Here is a 19889-nt window from a genome sequence, read left to right on the forward strand (position 1 = left end):
CCGTTCGTCGGCCACCCGTGGCAACCAGGCCACGCCCCGCCCACCCACCGAAGTCCGTAGGACACAATTGCAAACTTCCTCATTCACACCGCCCGCCAGCGGCGCGCCTTCGTTCGCCCCATGTCCCTGGAATCCGCGTCCGTTCCGTCTCGCGCCTTCGCGCCAGGGTACGGGCCGGCACGCCCTCGCGCCGCGCATCGCGCGCTCTGGCAATGGCTGCTGGCGCTGCTGCTTCTCGCCGTGCTGAACCCGGCCTTCGGCGCGGCGCCGGCCGACGCGCGCCAGCCGGTGCTCTCGCTCTCGCGCCAGGCCACCGGCCTGCCCGCCGTGCAGCAGCTCCAGTTCTTCGAGGACACGACCCGCGCCCTCGGCATCGACGAGGTCCGCACCCCGGCCCAGGAAGCGCGCTTCACCCTGCCCGACCAGCCGCTGCGCGGCCAGGAATCCGACCGCGTGCTGTGGTTCAAGCTGCAGATGCAGCTGCAGGACCCGGCCGACGCGGCGCGCGAATGGCTGATGCTGGTGCCCACGGTGTCGACGCGCGACATCCGCTTCTACGGCCCCTTCGACACCACGGGCCACGCGCTGGCCGAGCCGGTGGTCACCGGCATGCGCCATCCCTGGGCCACGCGGCCGGCCGCCTCCGAGCAGATGGCCTGGCGCTTCGAGCTGCCGGGGCCGGGCGTCTACACGGTGTACTTCCGCGTCGAGTCGACCTTCGCGCGCATCTACGACGTGACGCTCTGGGACCCGGCCGACTACCTGCAGTCGACGCAGGACAAGCGCATGTTCGACGGCGTCAGCTACGGCCTGCTGCTCGGGCTCATGGTCTACGGCCTGGTGCTGTTCGTGGTGTTCGGCGAGGCGCTCTACGCGTACTACATGCTGGCCTGCCTCTGCGGCCTGCTCGCGCTCGCGAGCATCAACGGCCATGCGCTGCGCTACCCGTTCGCGCACTGGCCGGCCGGCGCCGGCTTCGCCTACACGGCCGGACCCGCGTTGTGGGCGCTGTGCAAGCTGCAGTTCGGCCGGCGGCTGCTGCGGCTGTCGCACTTCGCGCCGCTGCTCGACCGGCTGGTGCAGGCCTTCTCGGTCGCGCTGCTGCTGGCCATTCCCTACGCGCATTGGGGCGCCCATCCGCTGATCACCTTCCGGCTGGTGCAGATGTCGGTGGTGGCCTCGACGGCGGTGATGGTGATCGGCGCGATGTTCGCGATCCGTCGGCGCTACTGGCCGGCCGTGCTCTATTGCATCGGGGTCGGGCTGCTGCTGGCCGGCATCGGCGCGATCGTGTTCGCGAGCTGGGGCTGGATCGAGTGGGCGCCCGGCCAGATGAACGTCTCGCAGGCGGCGCTGGTGGTCGAGCTGGTGGTGTTCGCGGTGGCGATGGCCTCGCGGCTGCGGCTGGTGCTGCGCTCCGAGCAGGCGCTGACGGCGCGCACCCAGCAGCTGGTGGAAGCGCTCGGCACCGACGCGCTGACCGGCGCCGCCAGCCGCGCCGGCCTGGAGAGCCGCGGCGAGGAATGGCTGCGCCGCGACCAGCCCTTCGCGCTGATGCTGCTCGACCTCGACGGCTTCAAGGAAGTCAACGACGGCCACGGCCACGCGGTCGGCGACGCGGTGCTGGTGCAGACGGTGGCGCGGCTGCGCTCGCAGCTGCGCGCGAGCGACACGGTGGCGCGCCTGGGCGGCGACGAGTTCGCGATCCTGGTGCCGGGCCGGCCCTCGCGCGCGGCGCTCGCGCAGATGGCGCGCCGCATCGTCGACGCCGGCCTGCAGCCCATCGAGGCCGATGGCGCCGAGGTTTCGGTCGGCATGAGCCTGGGCATCGCCTGCAACCCCGAGGACGGCCGCACGCTGGCGCAGCTGCTGCGCTGCGCCGACCAGGCGATGTACCGCGTCAAGCAGCAGCGCCAGGGACCCGGCTTCGCCTTCTTCTCGGACGCCCCGGTGGAACCGGCGCGCCCGGCGCCGGGCGCGCCCGTGGCCGACGGGAGCGGTGCCGCCTGATGCCCCGACTGTTCCACGCCCTCCTTCTCCTTCTCGCGGCGTCGTTCGCCTGCCAGGCGCAGGCACAGCCGCAGCAGGTGCCGGCACAGCGCCTGCGCATCGTCGGCGGCCTCGCCGGGGTCACCCAGTACACGCGGCACGAGGAGAACTTCTGGGCCCGCGAGCTCGCCGCGCGAACCGGCGGACGCTACAGCGCCAGCATCGTGCCCTTCGACCGCGCCGGCGTGCCGGGCCAGGAGATGCTCAGCCTGATCCAGCTCGGCGTGGTGCCCTTCGGCACCGCGCTCATGAGCCAGATGGCGGTGCAGTTCCCCGAGCTGGGCACGCCCGACATGGCCGGGCTCAATCCCGACATCGCGACGCTGCGCCGCGTGGTCGGCGCCTTCCGACCCTACCTGGCGCGCACGCTGCGCGAGCGCTACGGCGCGGAGCTGCTGGCGATCTACACCTATCCGGCGCAGGCCGTGTTCTGCGCGCGGCCCGTGGCGCGGCTGGCCGACCTCGCGAACCGGCGCGTGCGGGTGTCGAGCGCGACGCAGGCCGATTTCATGCGCGCGCTCGGGGCAACGCCCGTCTACACCGAATTCGCGGCCATCATGTCGAACATGACGACCGGCAACACCGACTGCGCGATCACCGGCACCATGTCGGGCCACACGCTGGGCCTGCACGCGGTGACGAGTTCGCTCTACACCATGCCGCTGAGCTGGGGCCTGGCGGTGTTCGCGGCCAACCGCGAGAACCTCGAGGCGCTCCCGCCCGACCTGCAGGCGCTGCTGCGCACCGAACTGCCGAAGCTCGAGGCCGCGGTCTGGGACCAGTCCGAGCGCGAGACCACCGAGGGCATCGCCTGCAACACCGGCGCGGCCGGCTGCACCCGGCCCGTGAAGGGGCGGATGACGGCGGTCGCCCCCTCGCCCCAGGACGAGGCGCGCCGGCGCGAGATCTTCGCGACCCGCGTGCTGCCCGGCTGGCTGCAGCGCTGCGGCCCGGTCTGCGCGCAGGTCTGGAACGACACCGTCGGCCCCGCGGTCGGCATCCGCGCCCCGCTCGCCCGGTGACACAGCGCTTCTCCCGCCGCGTGGTGGCCGTGGTCTACGGCGTGGCCCTGCTGCTGCTGGGCACGCTGGCGGCCGTGGCGAGCAGCATCATCTGGGACGCGCGCGGCAAGGCCATCGCCAATGCGCAGACCCAGGCGACGCGCTTCGTCGGCGGCTCGGAGGCGGCGCTCAACCGCGCGCTGCTGAGCATCGACATGATGCTCGCCGGCGCGGGCGAGCAGTTGCGCGAATCCCCGCGCGACCGCATCGCCGAGGATGCCAACCGGCCCGAGGTGCGGCGGCTGGTCGGCAACCTGGTGCGGCAGAACCTGCTGGTGCGCTTCGTCGCCTTCGTCGATGCGCAGGGCGTGCCCATCGCGTCGTCGGACCGGCGCGGCGCCCAGATCCCGATGGCGCTGCCCGAGGGCTTCGCGCACGACGTGCTGGCGCAGCCGCTGTCGACCATGGCGGTGAGCGCGCCGATCTCGAGCCCCGCCACGCTGCAGCAGGTGGTGTTCTTCGCGCGCGCCGTGCCGCTGGCCGACGGCAGCCGCATCCTCGCCGTGGCCGAGGTGCAGATCTCGCTGCTGGCGCTGGTGACGATGCAGGGCGCCGTCATCCCGGGCCTGGAGGTCACGCTCGAGCGCGACGCGGGCTCGCTGCTGGTGAGCGTGCCGGCGCGCGACGACCTGCTCGGCCGGCAGCTCGAGCCACCGCTGAGCGAGCAGACCAGCGACGGCCGCCCGGTGCAGATGGCCGCGCGCCTGAGCGGCGTGCCCGCGATCCTGGTGGCGCGCCCCACGCTGCACCGCAACCTGCTGATCGTGGCGAGCATCCCGCTGGACGCGGCGCTGCACGACTGGCGCCAGGAGCGCGACCGCATCGCATGGACCGGCGTCCTGGTCGGCGCGATGATCCTCGCGATCGCGGCCTTCACCCACCTGCAGCTGCGGCGCCAATGGCAGGCGCGGCAGGAACTGGTCCGCTCCAAGGCCACGCTCGACCAGGCGCTCGAGTCGATGATCGGCGGCTTCGTGCTGCTCGACGCCGACGACCGCGTGCTGGCCTGGAACCACAGCTTCGTCGCGATGTTCCCGTGGGTGCGGCCGCTGCTCGCGCCGCAGGTGCCGTTTCGCGAGCTGGTCGCCGAGACCGCGAAGCACGTGGTGCACGAAGGCGGGCCGGGCGGCTGGCTCGACCTGAACATGCCTCAGCTCGCGCGCGAGCATTCCGAGCAGGAGGCGGTGTTCGACGATGGCCGGGTCACGCAGGCCACGCGCAGCCGCACGCCCGACGGCGGCACCGTCTGCGTCTACCAGGACATCACCGAGAAACGGCGCCACATGGCCGCGATCGTCGAGAGCAAGGCGCAGCTGCAGGCCACGCTCGAGGCGCTGCCCGACCTGCTGCTCGAGGTCGGGCTCGACGGCATCTGCCACGGCCACCATGCGCCGCGCGTACCGCTGCCGGGCATCCAGGTCGACCAGCCGGCCGGCCGGCGACTGCAGGAGCTGCTGCCGCCGCAGGCGAGCGCGGAGGTCATGGCGGCGCTCAAGGAAGCCAACGAGACCGGGCGCTCGAGCGGGCGCCAGTTCGAGCGCCGCTACGCGCGCAGCAAGGCCTGGTTCGAGATCTCGGTCTCGCGCAAGGCCAGCGGCGCGCAGGCCGATCCGCGCTTCATCGTGATCCTGCGCAACATCACCGAGAGCAAGCGGGCGGCCGACGAGGTCGAGCAGCTGGCCTTCTACGACACGCTCACCGGCCTGCCCAACCGGCGGCTGCTGGTGGACCGGATCAAGCAGGCCATCGATGCCGCGCCGGGGCGCTCGCGCTGGAGCGCGCTGCTGTTCCTCGACCTCGACAACTTCAAGACCGTGAACGACGCGCACGGCCACGACACCGGCGACGTGATGCTCAAGCAGGTGGCCAAGCGCCTCACCGCCTGCCTGCGCCGCGGCGACACCGTGGCGCGGCTGGGCGGCGACGAGTTCGTGGTGATGCTGGCCGAGCTGCACGAACGGCGGCTGATCGCGACCTCGGAGACCGAGGCCATCGGCGCGGCCATCCTCGAGCAGCTCAACCGGCCCTACCAGCTCGGCAGCCAGCAGCACCACAGCACCTGCAGCATCGGCGTGGCGCTGTTCGACACCGCCGATGCCTCGCTCGACGAGGTGATCAAGCAGGCCGACATCGCGATGTACGACGCCAAGACCGCCGGCGGCAACGCGCTGCGTTTCTTCGAGACCCGCATGCAGACCAGCATCACCGCGCGCGCGGCGCTCGAGAACGAGCTGCACGCGGCCGTCGAGCAGCGGCAGTTCGTGCTGCACTACCAGAGCCAGGTCACGAGCGAGGACCGCGTGGTCGCCGCCGAGGTGCTGGTGCGCTGGCAGCATCCGCTGCGCGGCCTGCTGGCACCCGGCGAATTCATCGCTGCGGCCGAGGACACCGGGCTCATCATCCCGCTGGGCCTGTGGGTGCTCGAGACCGCCTGCCGCCAGCTCGCAGCCTGGAGCGAGGACCCGCGGCGCGCGCACCTGCAGCTGTCGGTCAACGTGAGCGCGCGGCAGTTCCGCACCGACGACTTCGTCAAGCAGGTCGCCCGCGTGCTCGAGCGCACCGGCGCCGATCCGCGCCAGCTCAAGCTCGAGCTGACCGAGAGCCTGCTGCAGTTCAAGGTCGCCGACACCATCGCCAAGATGAAGACCCTGGCCGGCATGGGCATCCAGTTCTCGATGGACGACTTCGGCACCGGCTTCTCGTCGCTGTCGTACATGATCCAGTTGCCGCTCAACCAGATCAAGGTCGACAAGTACTTCGTGCACGGCATCGGCCTGAACCCGAAGGTGGAGCTGGTGATCCAGACCATCATCGGCATGGCGCTCAACCTCGAGCTGCAGATCGTGGCCGAGGGCGTGGAGACGCAGGCGCAGCGCGAGTTCCTCCGGCGCCACGGCTGCCACCTCTACCAGGGCTACCTGTTCGGCAAGCCGAAGGCGCTGCAGGCCTATGAGCAGGACCTGGACGCGCAGGCCTGATCGGCCCGCACAATGGCCCCCGGTGAACCGCGCGAGGCGATCGACATGAAACTGCTGCTGTTGGGTGCGACGGGATTGGTGGGTGGCCGGGCACTGCAGCTCGCGCTCTCGAACGACGCCTTCTCCGAGGTGATCGCGCCCACGCGAATGCCACTCGCGGCCCACGCCAGGCTGGTCAACCCGGTCGCCTTGAAGCTCGAGGAGCTGGTGCCGGCCTGCGTCGCGCACCGGCCCGATGCCGTGGTCTGCGCATTGGGCACGACGCAGGCCAAGGCTGGTTCGAAGGAGGCCTTCCGCCGCGTCGACCACGAACTGCCGGTCGCCTTCGGCAAGGCGGCGCACGCCGCCGGCACGGGCACCTTCGCGATCGTGACGGCCATGGGCGCGTCGGCCGGCTCCCTCTTCTTCTACCCGCGCACCAAGGGCGAGGTGGAGCGGGACATCCGCGCGATCGGATTCCGCTCGCTGACGATCTGCAGGCCCAGCCTGATCGGTGGCGAGCGCCATGAAGAAAGGCGCGCGGAAGGCATGGCGCTGACCTTGGCGCGGCGCCTGGGACCGGTGCTGCCGGCGCGATGGCGCGTCAATCCGGCACAGGCCATCGCCGCGGCGCTGCTCGACGCGGCCATCGCCGCGAAGCCCGGCTGCCACCTCATCTCCTCCGACGCCATGCATTGAGCGGCAAGCTGCCGCGTGGTCAGTCCGGCTCGAGCAGCCGCCCGGGATTCAGGAGATTGCGGGGATCGAGCGCGCGCTTGATGTCCCGCATCAGCGCCAGGGCCACGGGCGACTTGGTCCTTCGCAGCTCCCGCAGCTTCGACTGCCCGATGCCGTGCTCGGCCGAGATCGATCCGCCGTGGGCCGCGACGCCGTCGTAGACCACGCGCGAGATCAGCGCCGCCTGTGCCTCGTCGAAGGCGCTCGCTCCCGGCGGGCCTTGGATGTTGTAGTGCAGGTTGCCGTCGCCCACATGGCCCAGCGTGATCAGGCGGATCGCGGGCAGCGCGTCGCGCAGCGCGCGGTCGGTGGCCTCGAGGAACGCCGGGATGCGCGAGATCGGCACCGAGATGTCGTGCTTGAGGTTCGCCCCCTCCCTGGCCTGCGCCAGCGGGATCGACTCGCGCGCATGCCACAGCCGGTTCGACTGGTCGATGCTCTCGGCGATCACCGCATCGGTGATGACTTCGAGCACCAGCGCCTGCTCCAGCAGCTGGTCGAACAGCGCCCGTGCCTGCGCCTGCGAGCCCTCGGCCGACTGCTCGATCAGCACGCACCAGGGCGTGTCGCCGGAGAACGGCGCCTTGAAAGCCGGAAAGTGCAGCGCGACCAGCGCGAGCGCTTCGCTCCCCATGAGCTCGAAGCCCGAGAGCGAGGCGCCGAGCCGCTCGCGCGCCAGCGCGAGCAGTTCGAGCGCCGCCGCCGCCGACGGCACCGCCACCCACGCCGTCGATTGCGCGACGGGACGCGGGAACAGCTTCAAGGTGGCCGCGGTGATGATGCCCAGCGTGCCTTCGCTGCCGATGTAGAGGTTGCGCAGGTCGTAGCCCGTGTTGTCCTTGCGCAGGCCCGACAGCCCTTCCCAGACGCGGCCGTCGGGCGTGACCACTTCCAGGCCCAGGCACAGGTCGCGCGCATTGCCGTAGCGCAGCACCTGCGTGCCGCCGGCGTTGCTCGCGAGGTTGCCGCCGATGGTGCAGCTGCCTTCCGCGGCCAGGCTCAGCGGGAACAGGAAGCCGGCGGCCGCCGCGGACTCTTGCACCGATTGCAGGATGCAACCGGCTTCCACCGTGAGCGTCTGGTTGTGCCGGTCGAGTTCGCGCACGCGGTTCAGGCGCGCCGTGCTCAGCACCAGCTGCGTGCCCGAGTCGTCGGGCACCGCGCCGCCGACCAGTCCCGTGTTGCCGCCCTGGGTCACGACGCTCACGCCCGCGGCCGCGCAGGCCGCGAGCGTCGCCGCGACGCCGGCGGTCGTGTCCGGGCGCGCCACGGCCAGCGCGCGCCCGCGGCAGATGCCGCGCCAGTCGGCCTCGTGGACGGCCAGGTCGGCGCTGAGCACCTGGGTCGGCCCGAGCACGGACCGCAGATGGGCGATGAGGTCGACCGGGTTCATGCGGACTGCACCCAGCGCGTCACTCGGGCTTGATGCCGGCGGCCTTGATCAGCGGGCCCAGCCGGTCCATGTCCGCGCGCAGGGCACGCGAGAGCTGCTCGGGCGCGCCGCCGAGGATCAGCGCGCCATCGGCCTCGAGCTTGGCCTTCACGTCGGGCGTGCGCAGCGTCTCGTTGAGCTTGGCGTTCAGCACCGCGACGATCGCCGCCGGCGTTCCGGCCGGCGCCACGATGCCGTACCAGCTCACGAGCTCGAAGCCCGGGAAGCCGCTCTCCGCGATCGTCGGCACGCCCGGCAGCGCGGGCGAGCGCTGCGCCGAGGTGACGGCGATGCCGCGCACCTTGCCGCCGTCGATGAAGCCGCGCATCGTGACGCTGGTCCCGACCCAGGCGTCGAGCCGGCCGCCCAGCATGTCGGGCATGCCCTGGGCGATGCCGCGGTAGGGAATCAGGTTGAACTTCGCGCCCGACTGCTTCTGCAGCAGCTCGGTCGCCAGCAGCGGGCTCACGGTGGGATAGCCGATGCTCACCGAACCCGGGTCCTTCTTCGCCTTCGCGATGGCAGCCCCGAGATGGGCCGCGCCGCTGGCCGCGTCGACCGTGAACACATAGGGCGTGGAGGCGATCAGCCCGATCGGCTGGAAGTCCTTCACCGGGTCGAAGGGCAGCTTGTCGTAGAGCGACGGGCTCAGCGCGATGTGATCGGTGAGCGTGAGGCCGAGCGTGTAGCCGTCGGCCCTGGACTTCGCCACCGCCTGCAGCGCGATGTTGCCGTTGGCGCCCGCGCGGTTGTCGATGATGACGCTGGTCTTGAGCAGCTCGCCGAGCGTCGGCGCCAGCACGCGCGCCAGCTTGTCGCCGCCGCCGCCCGGCGGGAAGGGAACGATCAGGCGCACGGGCTTGTCGGGGTAGTCGGTGTCGGCGCGTGCCGGCAGGCCGAAGGTGGAGGCGAGCGCGAGGCCCAGGAGGCCCGCGGCGGCGAGGCGGCGGCCCTTCGTGTTCGGTGTGCGCTGGATGGGGTGCATGTGATGTCTCCGGTTGGTTGTTGTGTGGCAGGCGGCCGCGCTCCGGCCGCCGGCGGTTCGGCAGCAAGGTGTCCTCGCGGCAACAGAAAGATCAGCTCGTCTCGACGGCGGCTTCCGGCACGCGGGCCGGCGCCGTGTGGCGCGATCGGATCGACGCGATCGCGCACGCATGGAAGCGTTCGATGTCCTCGGGGCGCGCCACGGTCATCTCCAGGTCGTTGAGCCAGCCGTTGTGCAGCCCGTAGACCCAGCCATGCACCATCAGCGGCTGGCCGCGGCGCCAGGCGTCCTGGACCACGCCGGTGCGGCAGACGTTGAGCGTCTGCTCGACCACGTTGAGCTCGCACAGCGCGTCCAGCCGCCGTTCCTCGGGCACCTCGTCGAACCAGGCGGCATGCTTCTCGAGCACGTCGGCCACGTGGCGGATCCATGCGTCCGCGATGCCGATGCGCAGGCCCCGGAGCGCCGCGCCGACGCCGCCGCAGCCCGAGTGGCCCACCACGATCACGTGCTCGACCTTCAGCAGGTCGACCGCGTACTGCACGACCGCGAGGCAGTTGAGGTCCGAATGCGCCACCACGTTCGCGACGTTGCGGTGCACGAAGAGCTCACCGGGCCGCAGGCCCACGAGCTCGTTGGCGGGCACGCGGCTGTCGGCGCATCCGATCCACAGGTACTTGGGTGCCTGCTGGCGCAGCAGCGACGAGAAGAAGCCGGGTTCGCTCGTCTCGACCTCGCTCGCCCAGTCGCGGTTCTTCGCCAGCAGCTTGCTCAGCGCGTCCATGGTCTGCGCGGGGCCGCGGGCCTCAGACGTGCGCTTCGGCACCCAGCAGCGCGGTACGAAAGCGGCTGCGCAGGAACGGGCCGTCGCGCGGCGGCAGCGCCGTCGGCGCGGGATCCGTCGTGACCTTGATGGTCGCGAGCACCGGGCCCTGGCCGTGGAGGATCCTGTCGACCGCCTCCTCGAGCTCCGCGGCCGTGCGCACCGTCAGCGCCTGCGGGAAGCCCGTGGCCTTGGCCACCTCGGTGATGTCGACGCCGCGGCCCGCATGGGCCGGCTGCATGCCGGTCTCGGCGTAGTGCTCGTTGTCGATCACGACGACCGTGAGGTTCTCGGTGCGGTCGACCGCGGCGGTCGCCAGCGAGCCCAGGCCCATCATCATCTCGCCGTCGCCAACGAACACGATGACGCGCTTCTTCGGCTGCGCGCGGGCCAGGCCCAGCCCCACCATCACGGCGCCGCCCATCGCGCCCCAGAGGTAGAAGTTCTGCGGACCGTCGCCCGCGGCGGCCACGTCGAAGGTCGGGTTTCCCAGGCTGGTGATGGCCAGCGCCTCGCCCCGGTCGCGAAGGATGCGCGCCACCACTTCGCGGCGATTCAGGACGGCTTGGTTCTTTGCTGTGGATGACATGGCGATGCTCACTTGTTGAAATTCTTCGTGCCGATGACGCGCTGCCCGATCAGCACCGCGACGCTGCGCCCGGTCTGGTAGGCGAACTTCGCGCCGGCGAGCACGGTGGGCGGAACCTCCTCGGGCGTATCGGCGCGGTACACGTAGACGCCCGAGTCCTCGAGCACCGCCTGCGTCGACTTGCCCATCGCGACCTGCCAGGGGTTGAACTCGCCCCATTCGCCGCGCATCGTCACGACCATGAACAGCGGCATGCGCGTCTCGTGCTGCAGCGACAGCATGTTGATGCAGTTGCCGACGCCGCTGGACTGCAGCAGCAGCACGCCGCGGTCGCCGCCGAGCCAGGCACCGCCCAGCATCGCGACGCCCTCCTCCTCGGTGGTGAGCGAGACCGCGTGGATCCCGGGGTCCGCCTCGCACATGCGGATCAGCTGGCTGTGGCCCGCGTCGGGGACGTACGCGACCTGCCGGACGCCGAGGTTCTTGAAGCCTTCGAAGATTTGCTGAGGCCAATCGATGGTGGACATGGGAGTGAGTGGAGGTGGTGAATGATGGAAAGAAGGGATCGATGCTCAGCGCATGACGAAGGGGTTGGCCGTCGCCGCGCCGGTGTTGATCCAGACGCTCTTGGTCTGCAGGTATTCGTTGATCGCGTCCATGCCGTTCTCGCGGCCCAGGCCCGAATCCTTGTAGCCGCCGAACGGCGACATGAAGCTCACGGCGCGGTAGGTGTTGATCCACACCATGCCGGCCTGCAACCGCTCGGACATCCGGAACGCACGGCCCATGTCGCGCGTCCACACGCCCGAGCCGAGCCCGAAGCGCACGTCGTTGGCGATGCGCACGGCGTCGTCCTCGTCCTTGAAGCGGATGATCGAGAGCACGGGGCCGAAGACCTCTTCCTGCGCGATGCGCATGCCGTTGTCGACGTCGCCGAAGATCGTCGGCTGCACGAACCATCCGGTGCCGCAGGCCTCGCCCGTGGCGGGACCGCCGCCGAGCAGCAGCCGGGCGCCCTCGCCCGTCGCGATCCGGATGTAGCTCAGCACCTTGTCGTACTGGGGCCGCGTGGTCACCGGGCCGACCTGGGTGTCCATCGACATCGGGTCGCCCATGCGCGCGGTGCGCGCCAGTGCCAGCAGGCGCTCGACCACCTCGTCGTACACCGCGTCCTGCACCAGCAGGCGCGAGCCCGCGATGCAGGTCTGGCCGGTGGCGGCGAAGATGCCCGAGACCGCGCCGTTCACGGCGTCGTCGAGGTTCGCGTCCGCGAAGACGATGTTGGGCGACTTGCCGCCGAGCTCCAGGCTCACGTGCTTGAACTGGCGCGCGGCCGCCTCGTTGATGGCGCGGCCGGTGGCGTCGGCGCCGGTGAAGGTGATCTTCGCGACCCGCGGATGCTCGACGAGCGTGGCGCCCACCTCGCGGCCGAAGCCCGTGACCACGTTGACCACGCCGGCGGGAAAGCCCGCCTCCTCGAACAGCCGGGCGAATTCCAGGCTCGATGCCGAGGTGAACTCCGAGGGCTTGATGACCACCGTGCAGCCCGCGGCGAGCGCGGGGGCGATCTTCCACGTGGCCAGCAGCAGCGGCGAGTTCCAGGGCGTGATGGCGGCCACCACGCCGAGCGGCTCGCGGCGCGTGAAGTTGAAGTAGCCCGGCTTGTCGAGCGGCATCACGCGCCCCTCGACCTTGTCGGCCAGCCCGCCGAAGTAGTAGAACCACTGGGGGATGTAGTTGAGCTGCCCCAGCATCTCGGCCAGCAGCTTGCCGTTGTCGCGCACCTCGATCTCGGCCAGCCGGCGCGCATCGCGGGCGATCAGGTCGCCGACGCGGCGCAGCAGCGCACCGCGCTCGGTGGCCGTGAGCCTGGCCCAGGGGCCTTCGGTGAAGGCCCGGTGCGCCGCCTGCACGGCGGCGTCCACGTCGGCCGCGCTGCCCGAGGCGATCTCGGCCCAGGCCTCGCCGGTGTAGGGGTTGTGTGTTTCGAACCAGGTACCGCCGAGGGGGGCGGCATCCTGTCCGTCGATCCAGTGTGAGTAGCGTTTCATATCGGTGGACGAAGCTTCCTACATCGATGCGCGCGGCGCCATTTGCGATTCGCAAACAGGCACTTCAGGAGTGATCAAGGCGGCGCGACGAACAGGGCATGGGACGGTTGCGCGGGCCTATTCCTTGGCCACGTAGGCTTCCGCCGGCTTGTCGCTCGGATTGGCCCAGGCGTTCTTCGTGGCTTCGCCCAGCGGCAGGTTGATGGTCACGCCCACGGGCGGGATCGGCTTCAGGAACCACTTGTCGTAGAGCCTGGCGAGCTCGCCCGACCTGGCCTGGGCCTTGATGCTCTCGTCCACCACGGCCTTGAACGCGGGGTCGTCCTTGCGGATCATGATCGCGATGGGCTCGACGGCCAGCACGTCGGGCAGCAGCCTGAAGTCCTTCGGCGACTTCGACTTGGCCGCCAGCGAGGCCAGCACCGAGGCGTCGAGCACGAAGGCGTCGGCGCGGTCGGACTCGAGCAGCAGGAAGCTGTCGGAATGGTCCTTGCCGTAGACCTCGGAGAAGCTCAGGTTCTCGGCGCGCTTCTGCTTGCGCAGGGTCTGCAGCGGCGTGGTGCCGGTGGTGGTGACGACCGTCCTGCCCTTGAGGTCCGCAAGCGCATGGATGCTCGAATTCGCCTTCACGAGGATCTTGGTCTCCTCGATGTAGGTGGTCACGCCGAAGGCCACGTCCTTCTGCCGCGGGGCGTTGTTGGTGGTCGAGCCGCACTCGAGGTCGACGGTGCCGTTCTGCACCAGCGGGATGCGGTTCTGCGAGGTCACGGGCTGGTACTTGACCTCGAGCTTGCGGCCGAGCGACTTCTCGAGGTCCTTGATGATGTTGGCGCAGACGTCGAAGTGGAAGCCCGTGTACTGGCCATTGCCCAGCGTGTAGGCCAGGCCCGAGGACTCGCGCACGCCCTCGGTGATGGCGCCCGAGGCCTTGACCTTGGCGAGGGTGTCGTTGGCCTGCGCGAGCGCGCTGCCGGCGGTCAGCGCGGCCAGTGCCGCCAACGCGGAGACGGCCAGGATCGATGCTTGTTTCTTCTTCATGCGGGGAGCTCCAGCGGAGGATGGGAAAAAAGGGAGTTCAGGCAGCGCGCGCCGCCACCAGCTGTTCGGCGGCAGCCAGCCGCACGCACAGCGCGACCACTTCGGCGGCGCGGCCCAGCTGCTCGATCGACGGCGAGGACGGCGCGATGCGCAGCGTGCGGTCCAGCGGATCGATGCCGCCCGGGAACGGCGCACCGGCCGGCGTGAGCGTGACGCCCGCGCGGCCCGCGAGCTCGACCACGCGGCGGGCCGCGCCCGGCTGCACGTCGAGCGCGATGAAGTAGCCGCCGCGCGGGCGCGTCCATTGCGCGATGCCCAGCGGGCCCAGTTCGCGCTCGAACACATCCAGCACGCGGTCGAAGCGCGGCGCCAGCAGGGCGCGGTGGCGCAGCATCAGCATCTCGAGGCCCACGCGATCGCGCAGGAAGCGCACATGGCGCAGCTGGTTGAGCTTGTCGGGACCCACGCTGCGCACCGCCGCATGGCCGAGCCACCAGCGCAGGTTCTCGGGCGAGGCGCCGAACAGCGCGACGCCGGCACCGGCGAAGGTGATCTTCGAGGTGGAGGCGAACACCAGCGGCCGGTTCGCATGGCCGTGCGCCGCGCAGCGCTCGGCGATGTTCGCGATCTGCACCTCCTCCACGCCGAGGTGGTGCAGGCCGTAGGCGTTGTCCCAGAACAGGCGGAAGTCCGGCGCGGCCGTGGGCATGGACGCGAGCGCCTCGACGACCGCATCCGAATACACGGCGCCGGTCGGGTTGCTGTACTTGGGCACGCACCACATGCCGCGCACCGACGGGTCCTGCACATGGGCGCGCACCGCCTCCATGTCGGGCCCGTCGTCGTGCAGCGGCACCGGGATCAGGCGGATGCCGAAGGCCTCGCAGATCGCGAAGTGGCGGTCGTAGCCGGGCACCGGGCAGAGGAAGGCGACGCCCGAGGGCACGGCATGCCATGGCTCGCTGCCGCCGGGCACGCCGGCGCGCCAGGCGTGCGAGACGCAGTCGTACATCATCGACAGGCTCGAGTTGCCGCCGGCGACCACCTGCTCGGGCGGCACGCCGAGCATGAAGGCGAACAGCCGGCGCGCTTCGGGCAGGCCCTGCAGGCCCATGTAGTTGCGGCAGTCGGTGCCGTCCTCGGCGAGGAAGTCCTGCGTGCCGGGCAGCGCCAGCAAACCTTCGGACAGCGCGACCTGTTCGGCCGACGGCACGCCGCGCGCCATGCTGAGCTTCAGCGGATTCGCGCAGAGCGCTTCATGGGCCTGCGCCCACTGTCGATGCAAGGTGTCGAGTGCCGCTGGTGAAGCGTGGATCAGTTCGTTCATGGGTCTGTGGTCGTGGGCATGACGTTCCATGCCGGCGCGCGAAGCTTCCCGTATCCGGGGGCCACGCGCTATTTGAGATTCGCAAACGGACACTTCGCGAGCCCTCAAGGCAGGCGAGGCGCGGGGACGATGTCGAACAGCGCGTGGCCCCAGCCGACCAGCGTGCCGTCGGCCACCCGCGGTGCACCGAGGCGGCCATCGCAGGGCGCGAGCACGGCCGCGATCGCCTCGCCGACGCGGAGGAAGCCGACGATGTCGCCGTCGCGCACGGGCCGCTCGCCGCGCGGGGCATCGCCGGACAACGGGTGCTCCGCGTGGAACACGCCGGCCGACGGTGCGCGCACGCAGGCATGCGCGGTCGAAGGTGCGACGTCGGCATGCGGTGTGGCAGGCACCGTTGCGGCCGCGCCGAAGCGCAGCCGCAGCACGCAGCCCTCCTCCTCGAGCTCGAAGCCGCGAATCCCGCTCGCCTCCAGCCGTCGCACCCAATGGGCGATGCGTTCGTGCTTCATGCCGTCGCTCCCTGCAGCGTGCCCGCTTCGAGCAGGCGCTCGAGGTGATGGATGTCGAAGCCGCCGGCACCGAAACCCGGCTCGTCCATCAGGCGCCGGTGCAGCGCGACCGTGGTCTCGATGCCCTCGACCAGGGTCTCGTCGAGCGCGCCGCGCATGCGTGCGATGGCCTCGTCGCGCGTCGCCGCATGGGTCAGCAGCTTGGCCACCAGCGAGTCGTAGTTCGGCGGCACCTCGCAGCCGCTGTAGAGATGCGAATCGACGCGCACGCCGGGCCCGCCCGGCGGCAGCCAGCGCCGCACCGGCCCGGGCGATGGCGTGAAGCGCCAGGGATGCTCGGCGTTGATGCGGCACTCGATCGCATGGCCGCGCAGCACCACGTCGTCCTGCGAGAAGGACAGCGGCTCGCCGCGCGCGATGCGCAGCTGCTCGACCACGATGTCGATGCCGCTCACGAGCTCGGTCACCGGATGTTCGACCTGCACGCGCGTGTTCATCTCGATGAAGTGGAACTCGCCGTGCTCGTAAAGGAACTCGAAGGTGCCGGCGCCGCGGTAGCCGATCTGCACGCAGGCCTCGGCGCAGCGCGCGCCGATGCGCGCGATGGCGGCCCGGTCGATGCCCGGCGCGGGCGATTCCTCGATGATCTTCTGGTGGCGCCGCTGCATCGAGCAGTCGCGCTCGCCGAGCCACACCGCATGCCCGTGCGCGTCGGCGATCACCTGGATCTCGATGTGGCGCGGATGCTCGAGGAACTTCTCCACGTAGACCTCTGGATTGCCGAAGGCGCGGCCGGCCTCCTCGCGCGTCATGGCCACGGCCTGCAGCAGTTCGTCGGCGCGGCGCACCACGCGCATGCCGCGCCCGCCGCCACCGCCCGAGGCCTTGACGATCTGCGGATAGCCGATGGCATCGCCGATCGCCTGCACCGCCGCCGGGTCCGGCGGCAGCGCGCCCTGCGATCCGGGCACGCAGGGCACGCCCGCCGCCAGCATCGCCTGCTTGGCGCTGACCTTGTCGCCCATGCGCCGCATGGCGGCGGCATCGGGGCCCACGAACACCAGGCCCGCGTCCTGCACCGCCTGCGCGAAGCCCGCGTTCTCCGACAGGAAGCCATAGCCCGGATGGATCGCGCCCGCGCCGGTCAGCACCGCCGCGTCGAGGATCGCCTTCGGATCGAGGTAGCTGCGCGCGGAGGCCGCGGGCCCGATGCACAGCGCCTGGTCGGCCAGCGCGACATGGCGCAGCCCGGCATCGATCTCCGAATGGACCGCGACCGTGCGCAGCCCGAGCATCCGGCAGGCGCGCAGGATGCGCAGCGCGATCTCGCCGCGGTTGGCGATCAGCACCGTGTCAAACATCGGTGGCCTCCACGGGCGCGATCTGGAACAGCGGGCTCTGGCCGTCCACCGCGCCGCCATCCTCGACCAGGATCGCGACGATGCGGCCGGCGCGCTCGGCCTCGACCTGGTTGAGCATCTTCATGGCGTCGATCAGGCCGAGCGGCTGCCCTTCCGCGACGATGTCGCCGACCTGCACGAACGGCGGCTGCCCGGGCGCGGAGGCGCGATAGAAGGTGCCGACGATGCCGGCACGCTGCGTGTGCGGCAGTGCGGCTGCAGCGGGTGCGGTGGGTGGCGCCACCGGCGCGGCGACGGGCACCAGCGCCGTGGCTTCGCGCACGACGGGAGGCAACGAGGCCGCCTCCGGCGCGCCCTTCGTCAGCCGCACGCGCGTGCCGTTCTCGCTGTACTCGAGGTCGACGAGCGACGAACGCTCGACGAGGCCGATCAACCGGTCGATGAAATCGATGTCCATGGTCGCGCGGCTCAGGCGAAGGAACGGATCGCGATGCCCGCCGACTCGAGCGCCTGGCGCACGGCGCGGGCCATGGCCACGGCACTGGGCGTGTCGCTGTGCACGCAGATGGAATCGATGGCGGTCGGCAGCAGCCGCCCCGACACCGTTTCAATGGCGTTGGCGCGCACCATGCGCAGCACGCGCGCCGCCGCTTCCTGCGCGTCGTGCAGCACGGCGCCGGGGATCTTGCGCGAGACCAGGTGGCCGTCCTCGGTGTAGCCGCGGTCCGCGAAGATCTCGCTGCGCACCTGCAGCCCCAGCTCGCGCGCGATGCGCTCCTGGTGGCCGCGCGCGATCACCAGGCAGACCAGCGAGGGATCGACCGCGCGGATCGCGCGGCTCACAGCGGCCGCGACCTCGGCATCGGTCTGCGTCAGGTTGCCGAGCGCGCCGTGGGCCTTCACATGGGTCAGGCGATGGCCGCTGTAGGCGGCGAGGCCCTGGGCCGCGCCGACCTGGTAGGCGACCAGCCGCTCGATCTCCGCCGGGCTGCAGGCGATGCCGCGGCGTCCGAAGCCGGCCAGGTCCTGGTAGCCGGGATGGGCGCCGACCGCGACCTGGCGGATCTTCGCCAGCGCGAAGGTGCGCGCCATCACGTCGGGATCGCCGGCATGGAAGCCGCAGGCCACGTTGGCGGAACTCACGACCTCGAGGATCGCGTCGTCGTCGCCCATCCGGTAGGCGCCGAAGCCTTCGCCCATGTCCGAGTTCAGATCGATGCTGCGCGGTGGGGAAGTCGGGATGGAAGAGTCCATGGGTGTCAGTCGGTAAAGGGGGAATGGGGGCGTCGCAGCGCCTGCTTCAACGCATCGCAGCGCGCGGTCTCCACGGCGGCCTGCGCGAGCGCGTCGGCGGGATCGAGCAGCTCGAAGCGCACGCGCGTGCCGGGCCGGGCCTGCGCCAGGCGCCAGAGGTCGATGTCGATCACGTGGGCGATCTTGGGATAGCCGCCGCAGGTGTTGGCCTCGGCGAGCTGCACGATCGGCTGGCCCGAGGGCGGCACCTGCACGGTGCCCGGCAGGATGCCGTGCGAGAAGAGTTCGAGCGGCCGCTGCAGTGCGAGTGCGCTGCCCGACAGGCGATAGCCCATGCGGTTGGCCTCGCGCGTCACCTCGTAGGCCTCGTTCGCGAAGGCGGCGCGCGAGGCCTCGGTGAAGTGCTCGTGTTCGGCACCCGCGACCGCGCGCACGACGATGCATCCCGCGGCGAGCTCCTGCCAGAAGCGCGGCAGCGAGGCCGGCAGGATGCCGGTGTGCCCGCCGGTGGCGTGGGTGGCCTGAGTGGCGCGCGGCGGGCGCAACGGCAGCAGGTCGCCGCGCCGCAGGCCGCGCCCTTCCAGGCCGCCGAAGCCGCCCTTGAGGTCGGTCGAGCGCGAGCCCAGCACCAGGGGCACGTCGATGCCGCCCGAGAACGCGAGGTAGACGCGCGCGCCGCGCCGCGGCGCCGCGATCTCCAGCGTCTGGCCCGCGGTGGCCGACGCCGACCACCACGGCGGCAGCGCGCGGCCATCGAGCGCGATGCCGGCATCGGCGCCCGTGCAGGCGAAGCGCAGGTCGGCGCGAAAGCGCAGCCTGAAGGGGAACAGGCCGATCTCGATGCCGGCCGCGGCCGCCTCGTTCGCGACCAGCCCGTTGGCGGCCGACAGCGCCAGCGCGTCCATCGCGCCGCTGCGGCTCACGCCGATGCGCAGGTGGCCGGTGCGGCCCAGGTCCTGCACCACGTTCGGCAGGCCGCTCGAGAGGATCTCGATCATGCGTCCACCCGCTCGATGCGAAAGCGCACCCGGTCGCCCGGCGCGAAGAGGCAGGGCCGCTCGGCGGCCGGATCGAACATCGCGAGCTCGCAGTGCCCGATCGCATGCCAGCCCGAGGGCCCGGTGCAGGGCATCACGCCCGCCTGCGCGCCGCCGACGATCACCGAGCCGCTCGCGATCTCCTTGCGCGGCACCGGCCGCCGCGGCGCGAACAGCGCCGGCGGCAGGCCCGAGAGATAGGCGAAGCCCGCATAGGAGCCCATGCAGGCCACCGAATAGACGGCCGCGCTGTGCAGCCGCGCATAGCCCTCGATGTCCAGGCCCGCGGCCGACGCGAGCGCCGCGATGTCGAGGCCCGCGCGCCCGCCGTACACCACGGGAACATCGATCTCCCTGCCGGCGCGGGCCTGCCCGTCGGCGCGTTGCCACAACGCGGACAGCAGCGCGCGCGCCCCCTCCATCGGCAGCACGAAGGGATCGAACACCAGCAGCAGGTTGTTGAGGCCGGGCGTGGCCTCGACGATCCCGTCCACCGAGTCCGCGCCCGCGAGCCGGGCCGCCATGTCCAGGATCCGCGCCTGGCATGCGGGGCTGAAGTCCTCGCCCGCGGCATCGAACAGCAGCGCGCCGGTGCCGGCCGGGCTCAGGCGCGGCGCGGCCTGCGGGCGTTCGCTGGATGGCCGGCCCTCGGCCGGCATGCTGTGCCTCGCCATG

The 19889-nt window shown here is 71.3% G+C and carries 18 protein-coding genes; 4 read left to right on the top strand and 14 right to left on the bottom strand.

The annotated features are described in order from the left end of the window. Positions 1 to 120: 120 nt before the first annotated feature. From KV106_RS30165 to KV106_RS30180, 4 genes are read left to right on the top strand one after another with little or no spacing between them, the layout of a single operon-like run. Positions 121 to 2010, top strand: a complete 1890-nt coding sequence (locus KV106_RS30165; RefSeq protein WP_261214659.1) for a diguanylate cyclase — start codon at positions 121 to 123, stop codon at positions 2008 to 2010. Beyond that, entirely contained in the window at positions 2010 to 3071 is a 1062-nt protein-coding gene (locus KV106_RS30170; protein ID WP_261214669.1) for a TRAP transporter substrate-binding protein, read from the top strand. The genes KV106_RS30165 and KV106_RS30170 overlap by 1 nt, the downstream gene beginning before the upstream one ends. Continuing rightward, entirely contained in the window at positions 3068 to 6088 is a 3021-nt protein-coding gene (locus KV106_RS30175) for a bifunctional diguanylate cyclase/phosphodiesterase (protein ID WP_057590117.1), read from the top strand. The genes KV106_RS30170 and KV106_RS30175 overlap by 4 nt, the downstream gene beginning before the upstream one ends. A gap of 45 nt (positions 6089 to 6133) precedes the next feature. Beyond that, entirely contained in the window at positions 6134 to 6766 is a 633-nt protein-coding gene (locus KV106_RS30180; RefSeq protein WP_261214671.1) for a Rossmann-fold NAD(P)-binding domain-containing protein, read from the top strand. A gap of 19 nt (positions 6767 to 6785) precedes the next feature. On the opposite strand, the gene KV106_RS30185 is transcribed toward KV106_RS30180, so the two are convergent. From KV106_RS30185 to pxpB, 14 genes are all read right to left on the bottom strand, one after another. After that, entirely contained in the window at positions 6786 to 8198 is a 1413-nt protein-coding gene (locus KV106_RS30185) for an FAD-binding oxidoreductase (RefSeq protein WP_261214673.1), read from the bottom strand. Between the two features lie 19 nt (positions 8199 to 8217). Beyond that, positions 8218 to 9222 carry a Bug family tripartite tricarboxylate transporter substrate binding protein gene (locus KV106_RS30190; protein WP_261214675.1) on the bottom strand — a complete coding sequence of 335 codons (1005 nt, stop codon included), beginning with the start codon at positions 9220 to 9222 and terminating at the stop codon, positions 8218 to 8220. A 91-nt stretch (positions 9223 to 9313) separates the two neighbouring features. Further along, positions 9314 to 10006 (bottom strand): carbonate dehydratase, encoded by a 693-nt coding sequence (gene can, locus KV106_RS30195; RefSeq protein WP_057590185.1) that lies wholly within the window; start codon positions 10004 to 10006, stop codon positions 9314 to 9316. Positions 10007 to 10028: 22 nt separating this feature from the next. Beyond that, positions 10029 to 10634, bottom strand: coding sequence for a thiamine pyrophosphate-dependent enzyme (locus tag KV106_RS30200; protein ID WP_057590186.1), 606 nt, complete (start codon positions 10632 to 10634; stop codon positions 10029 to 10031). Positions 10635 to 10642: 8 nt separating this feature from the next. Beyond that, complete coding sequence (locus KV106_RS30205) at positions 10643 to 11161, bottom strand: thiamine pyrophosphate-binding protein (protein ID WP_261214686.1); 519 nt, start codon at positions 11159 to 11161, stop codon at positions 10643 to 10645. A gap of 45 nt (positions 11162 to 11206) precedes the next feature. Continuing rightward, a complete protein-coding gene (locus KV106_RS30210; RefSeq protein WP_261214688.1) occupies positions 11207 to 12685 on the bottom strand; it encodes an aldehyde dehydrogenase in 1479 nt (492 codons plus the stop codon). Between the two features lie 117 nt (positions 12686 to 12802). Beyond that, positions 12803 to 13723 (bottom strand): amino acid ABC transporter substrate-binding protein, encoded by a 921-nt coding sequence (locus tag KV106_RS30215; protein ID WP_261214690.1) that lies wholly within the window; start codon positions 13721 to 13723, stop codon positions 12803 to 12805. 37 nt (positions 13724 to 13760) lie between these two features. Next, positions 13761 to 15050, bottom strand: a complete 1290-nt coding sequence (locus tag KV106_RS30220) for an aminotransferase class I/II-fold pyridoxal phosphate-dependent enzyme (RefSeq protein WP_261214691.1) — start codon at positions 15048 to 15050, stop codon at positions 13761 to 13763. Between the two features lie 104 nt (positions 15051 to 15154). Further along, on the bottom strand, positions 15155 to 15562 hold the full coding sequence (locus KV106_RS30225; RefSeq protein ID WP_261214692.1) for a hypothetical protein: 408 nt from the start codon (positions 15560 to 15562) through the stop codon (positions 15155 to 15157). After that, positions 15559 to 16923 carry an acetyl-CoA carboxylase biotin carboxylase subunit gene (gene accC, locus KV106_RS30230; RefSeq protein ID WP_261214694.1) on the bottom strand — a complete coding sequence of 455 codons (1365 nt, stop codon included), beginning with the start codon at positions 16921 to 16923 and terminating at the stop codon, positions 15559 to 15561. The genes KV106_RS30225 and accC overlap by 4 nt, the downstream gene beginning before the upstream one ends. Beyond that, on the bottom strand, positions 16916 to 17380 hold the full coding sequence (gene accB / locus KV106_RS30235; RefSeq protein WP_261214696.1) for an acetyl-CoA carboxylase biotin carboxyl carrier protein: 465 nt from the start codon (positions 17378 to 17380) through the stop codon (positions 16916 to 16918). The genes accC and accB overlap by 8 nt, the downstream gene beginning before the upstream one ends. A gap of 11 nt (positions 17381 to 17391) precedes the next feature. Then, positions 17392 to 18177 (bottom strand): LamB/YcsF family protein, encoded by a 786-nt coding sequence (locus KV106_RS30240; protein ID WP_261214698.1) that lies wholly within the window; start codon positions 18175 to 18177, stop codon positions 17392 to 17394. A 5-nt stretch (positions 18178 to 18182) separates the two neighbouring features. Then, positions 18183 to 19175 carry a 5-oxoprolinase subunit C family protein gene (locus tag KV106_RS30245; protein ID WP_261214699.1) on the bottom strand — a complete coding sequence of 331 codons (993 nt, stop codon included), beginning with the start codon at positions 19173 to 19175 and terminating at the stop codon, positions 18183 to 18185. Further along, positions 19172 to 19888 carry a 5-oxoprolinase subunit PxpB gene (gene pxpB, locus KV106_RS30250; RefSeq protein WP_261214705.1) on the bottom strand — a complete coding sequence of 239 codons (717 nt, stop codon included), beginning with the start codon at positions 19886 to 19888 and terminating at the stop codon, positions 19172 to 19174. Before pxpB ends, KV106_RS30245 begins: the two co-directional genes overlap by 4 nt. Position 19889 lies beyond the last annotated feature (1 nt).

It is taken from the genome of Variovorax endophyticus, assembly GCF_025376855.1.
GTDB lineage: Bacteria > Pseudomonadota > Gammaproteobacteria > Burkholderiales > Burkholderiaceae_C > Variovorax.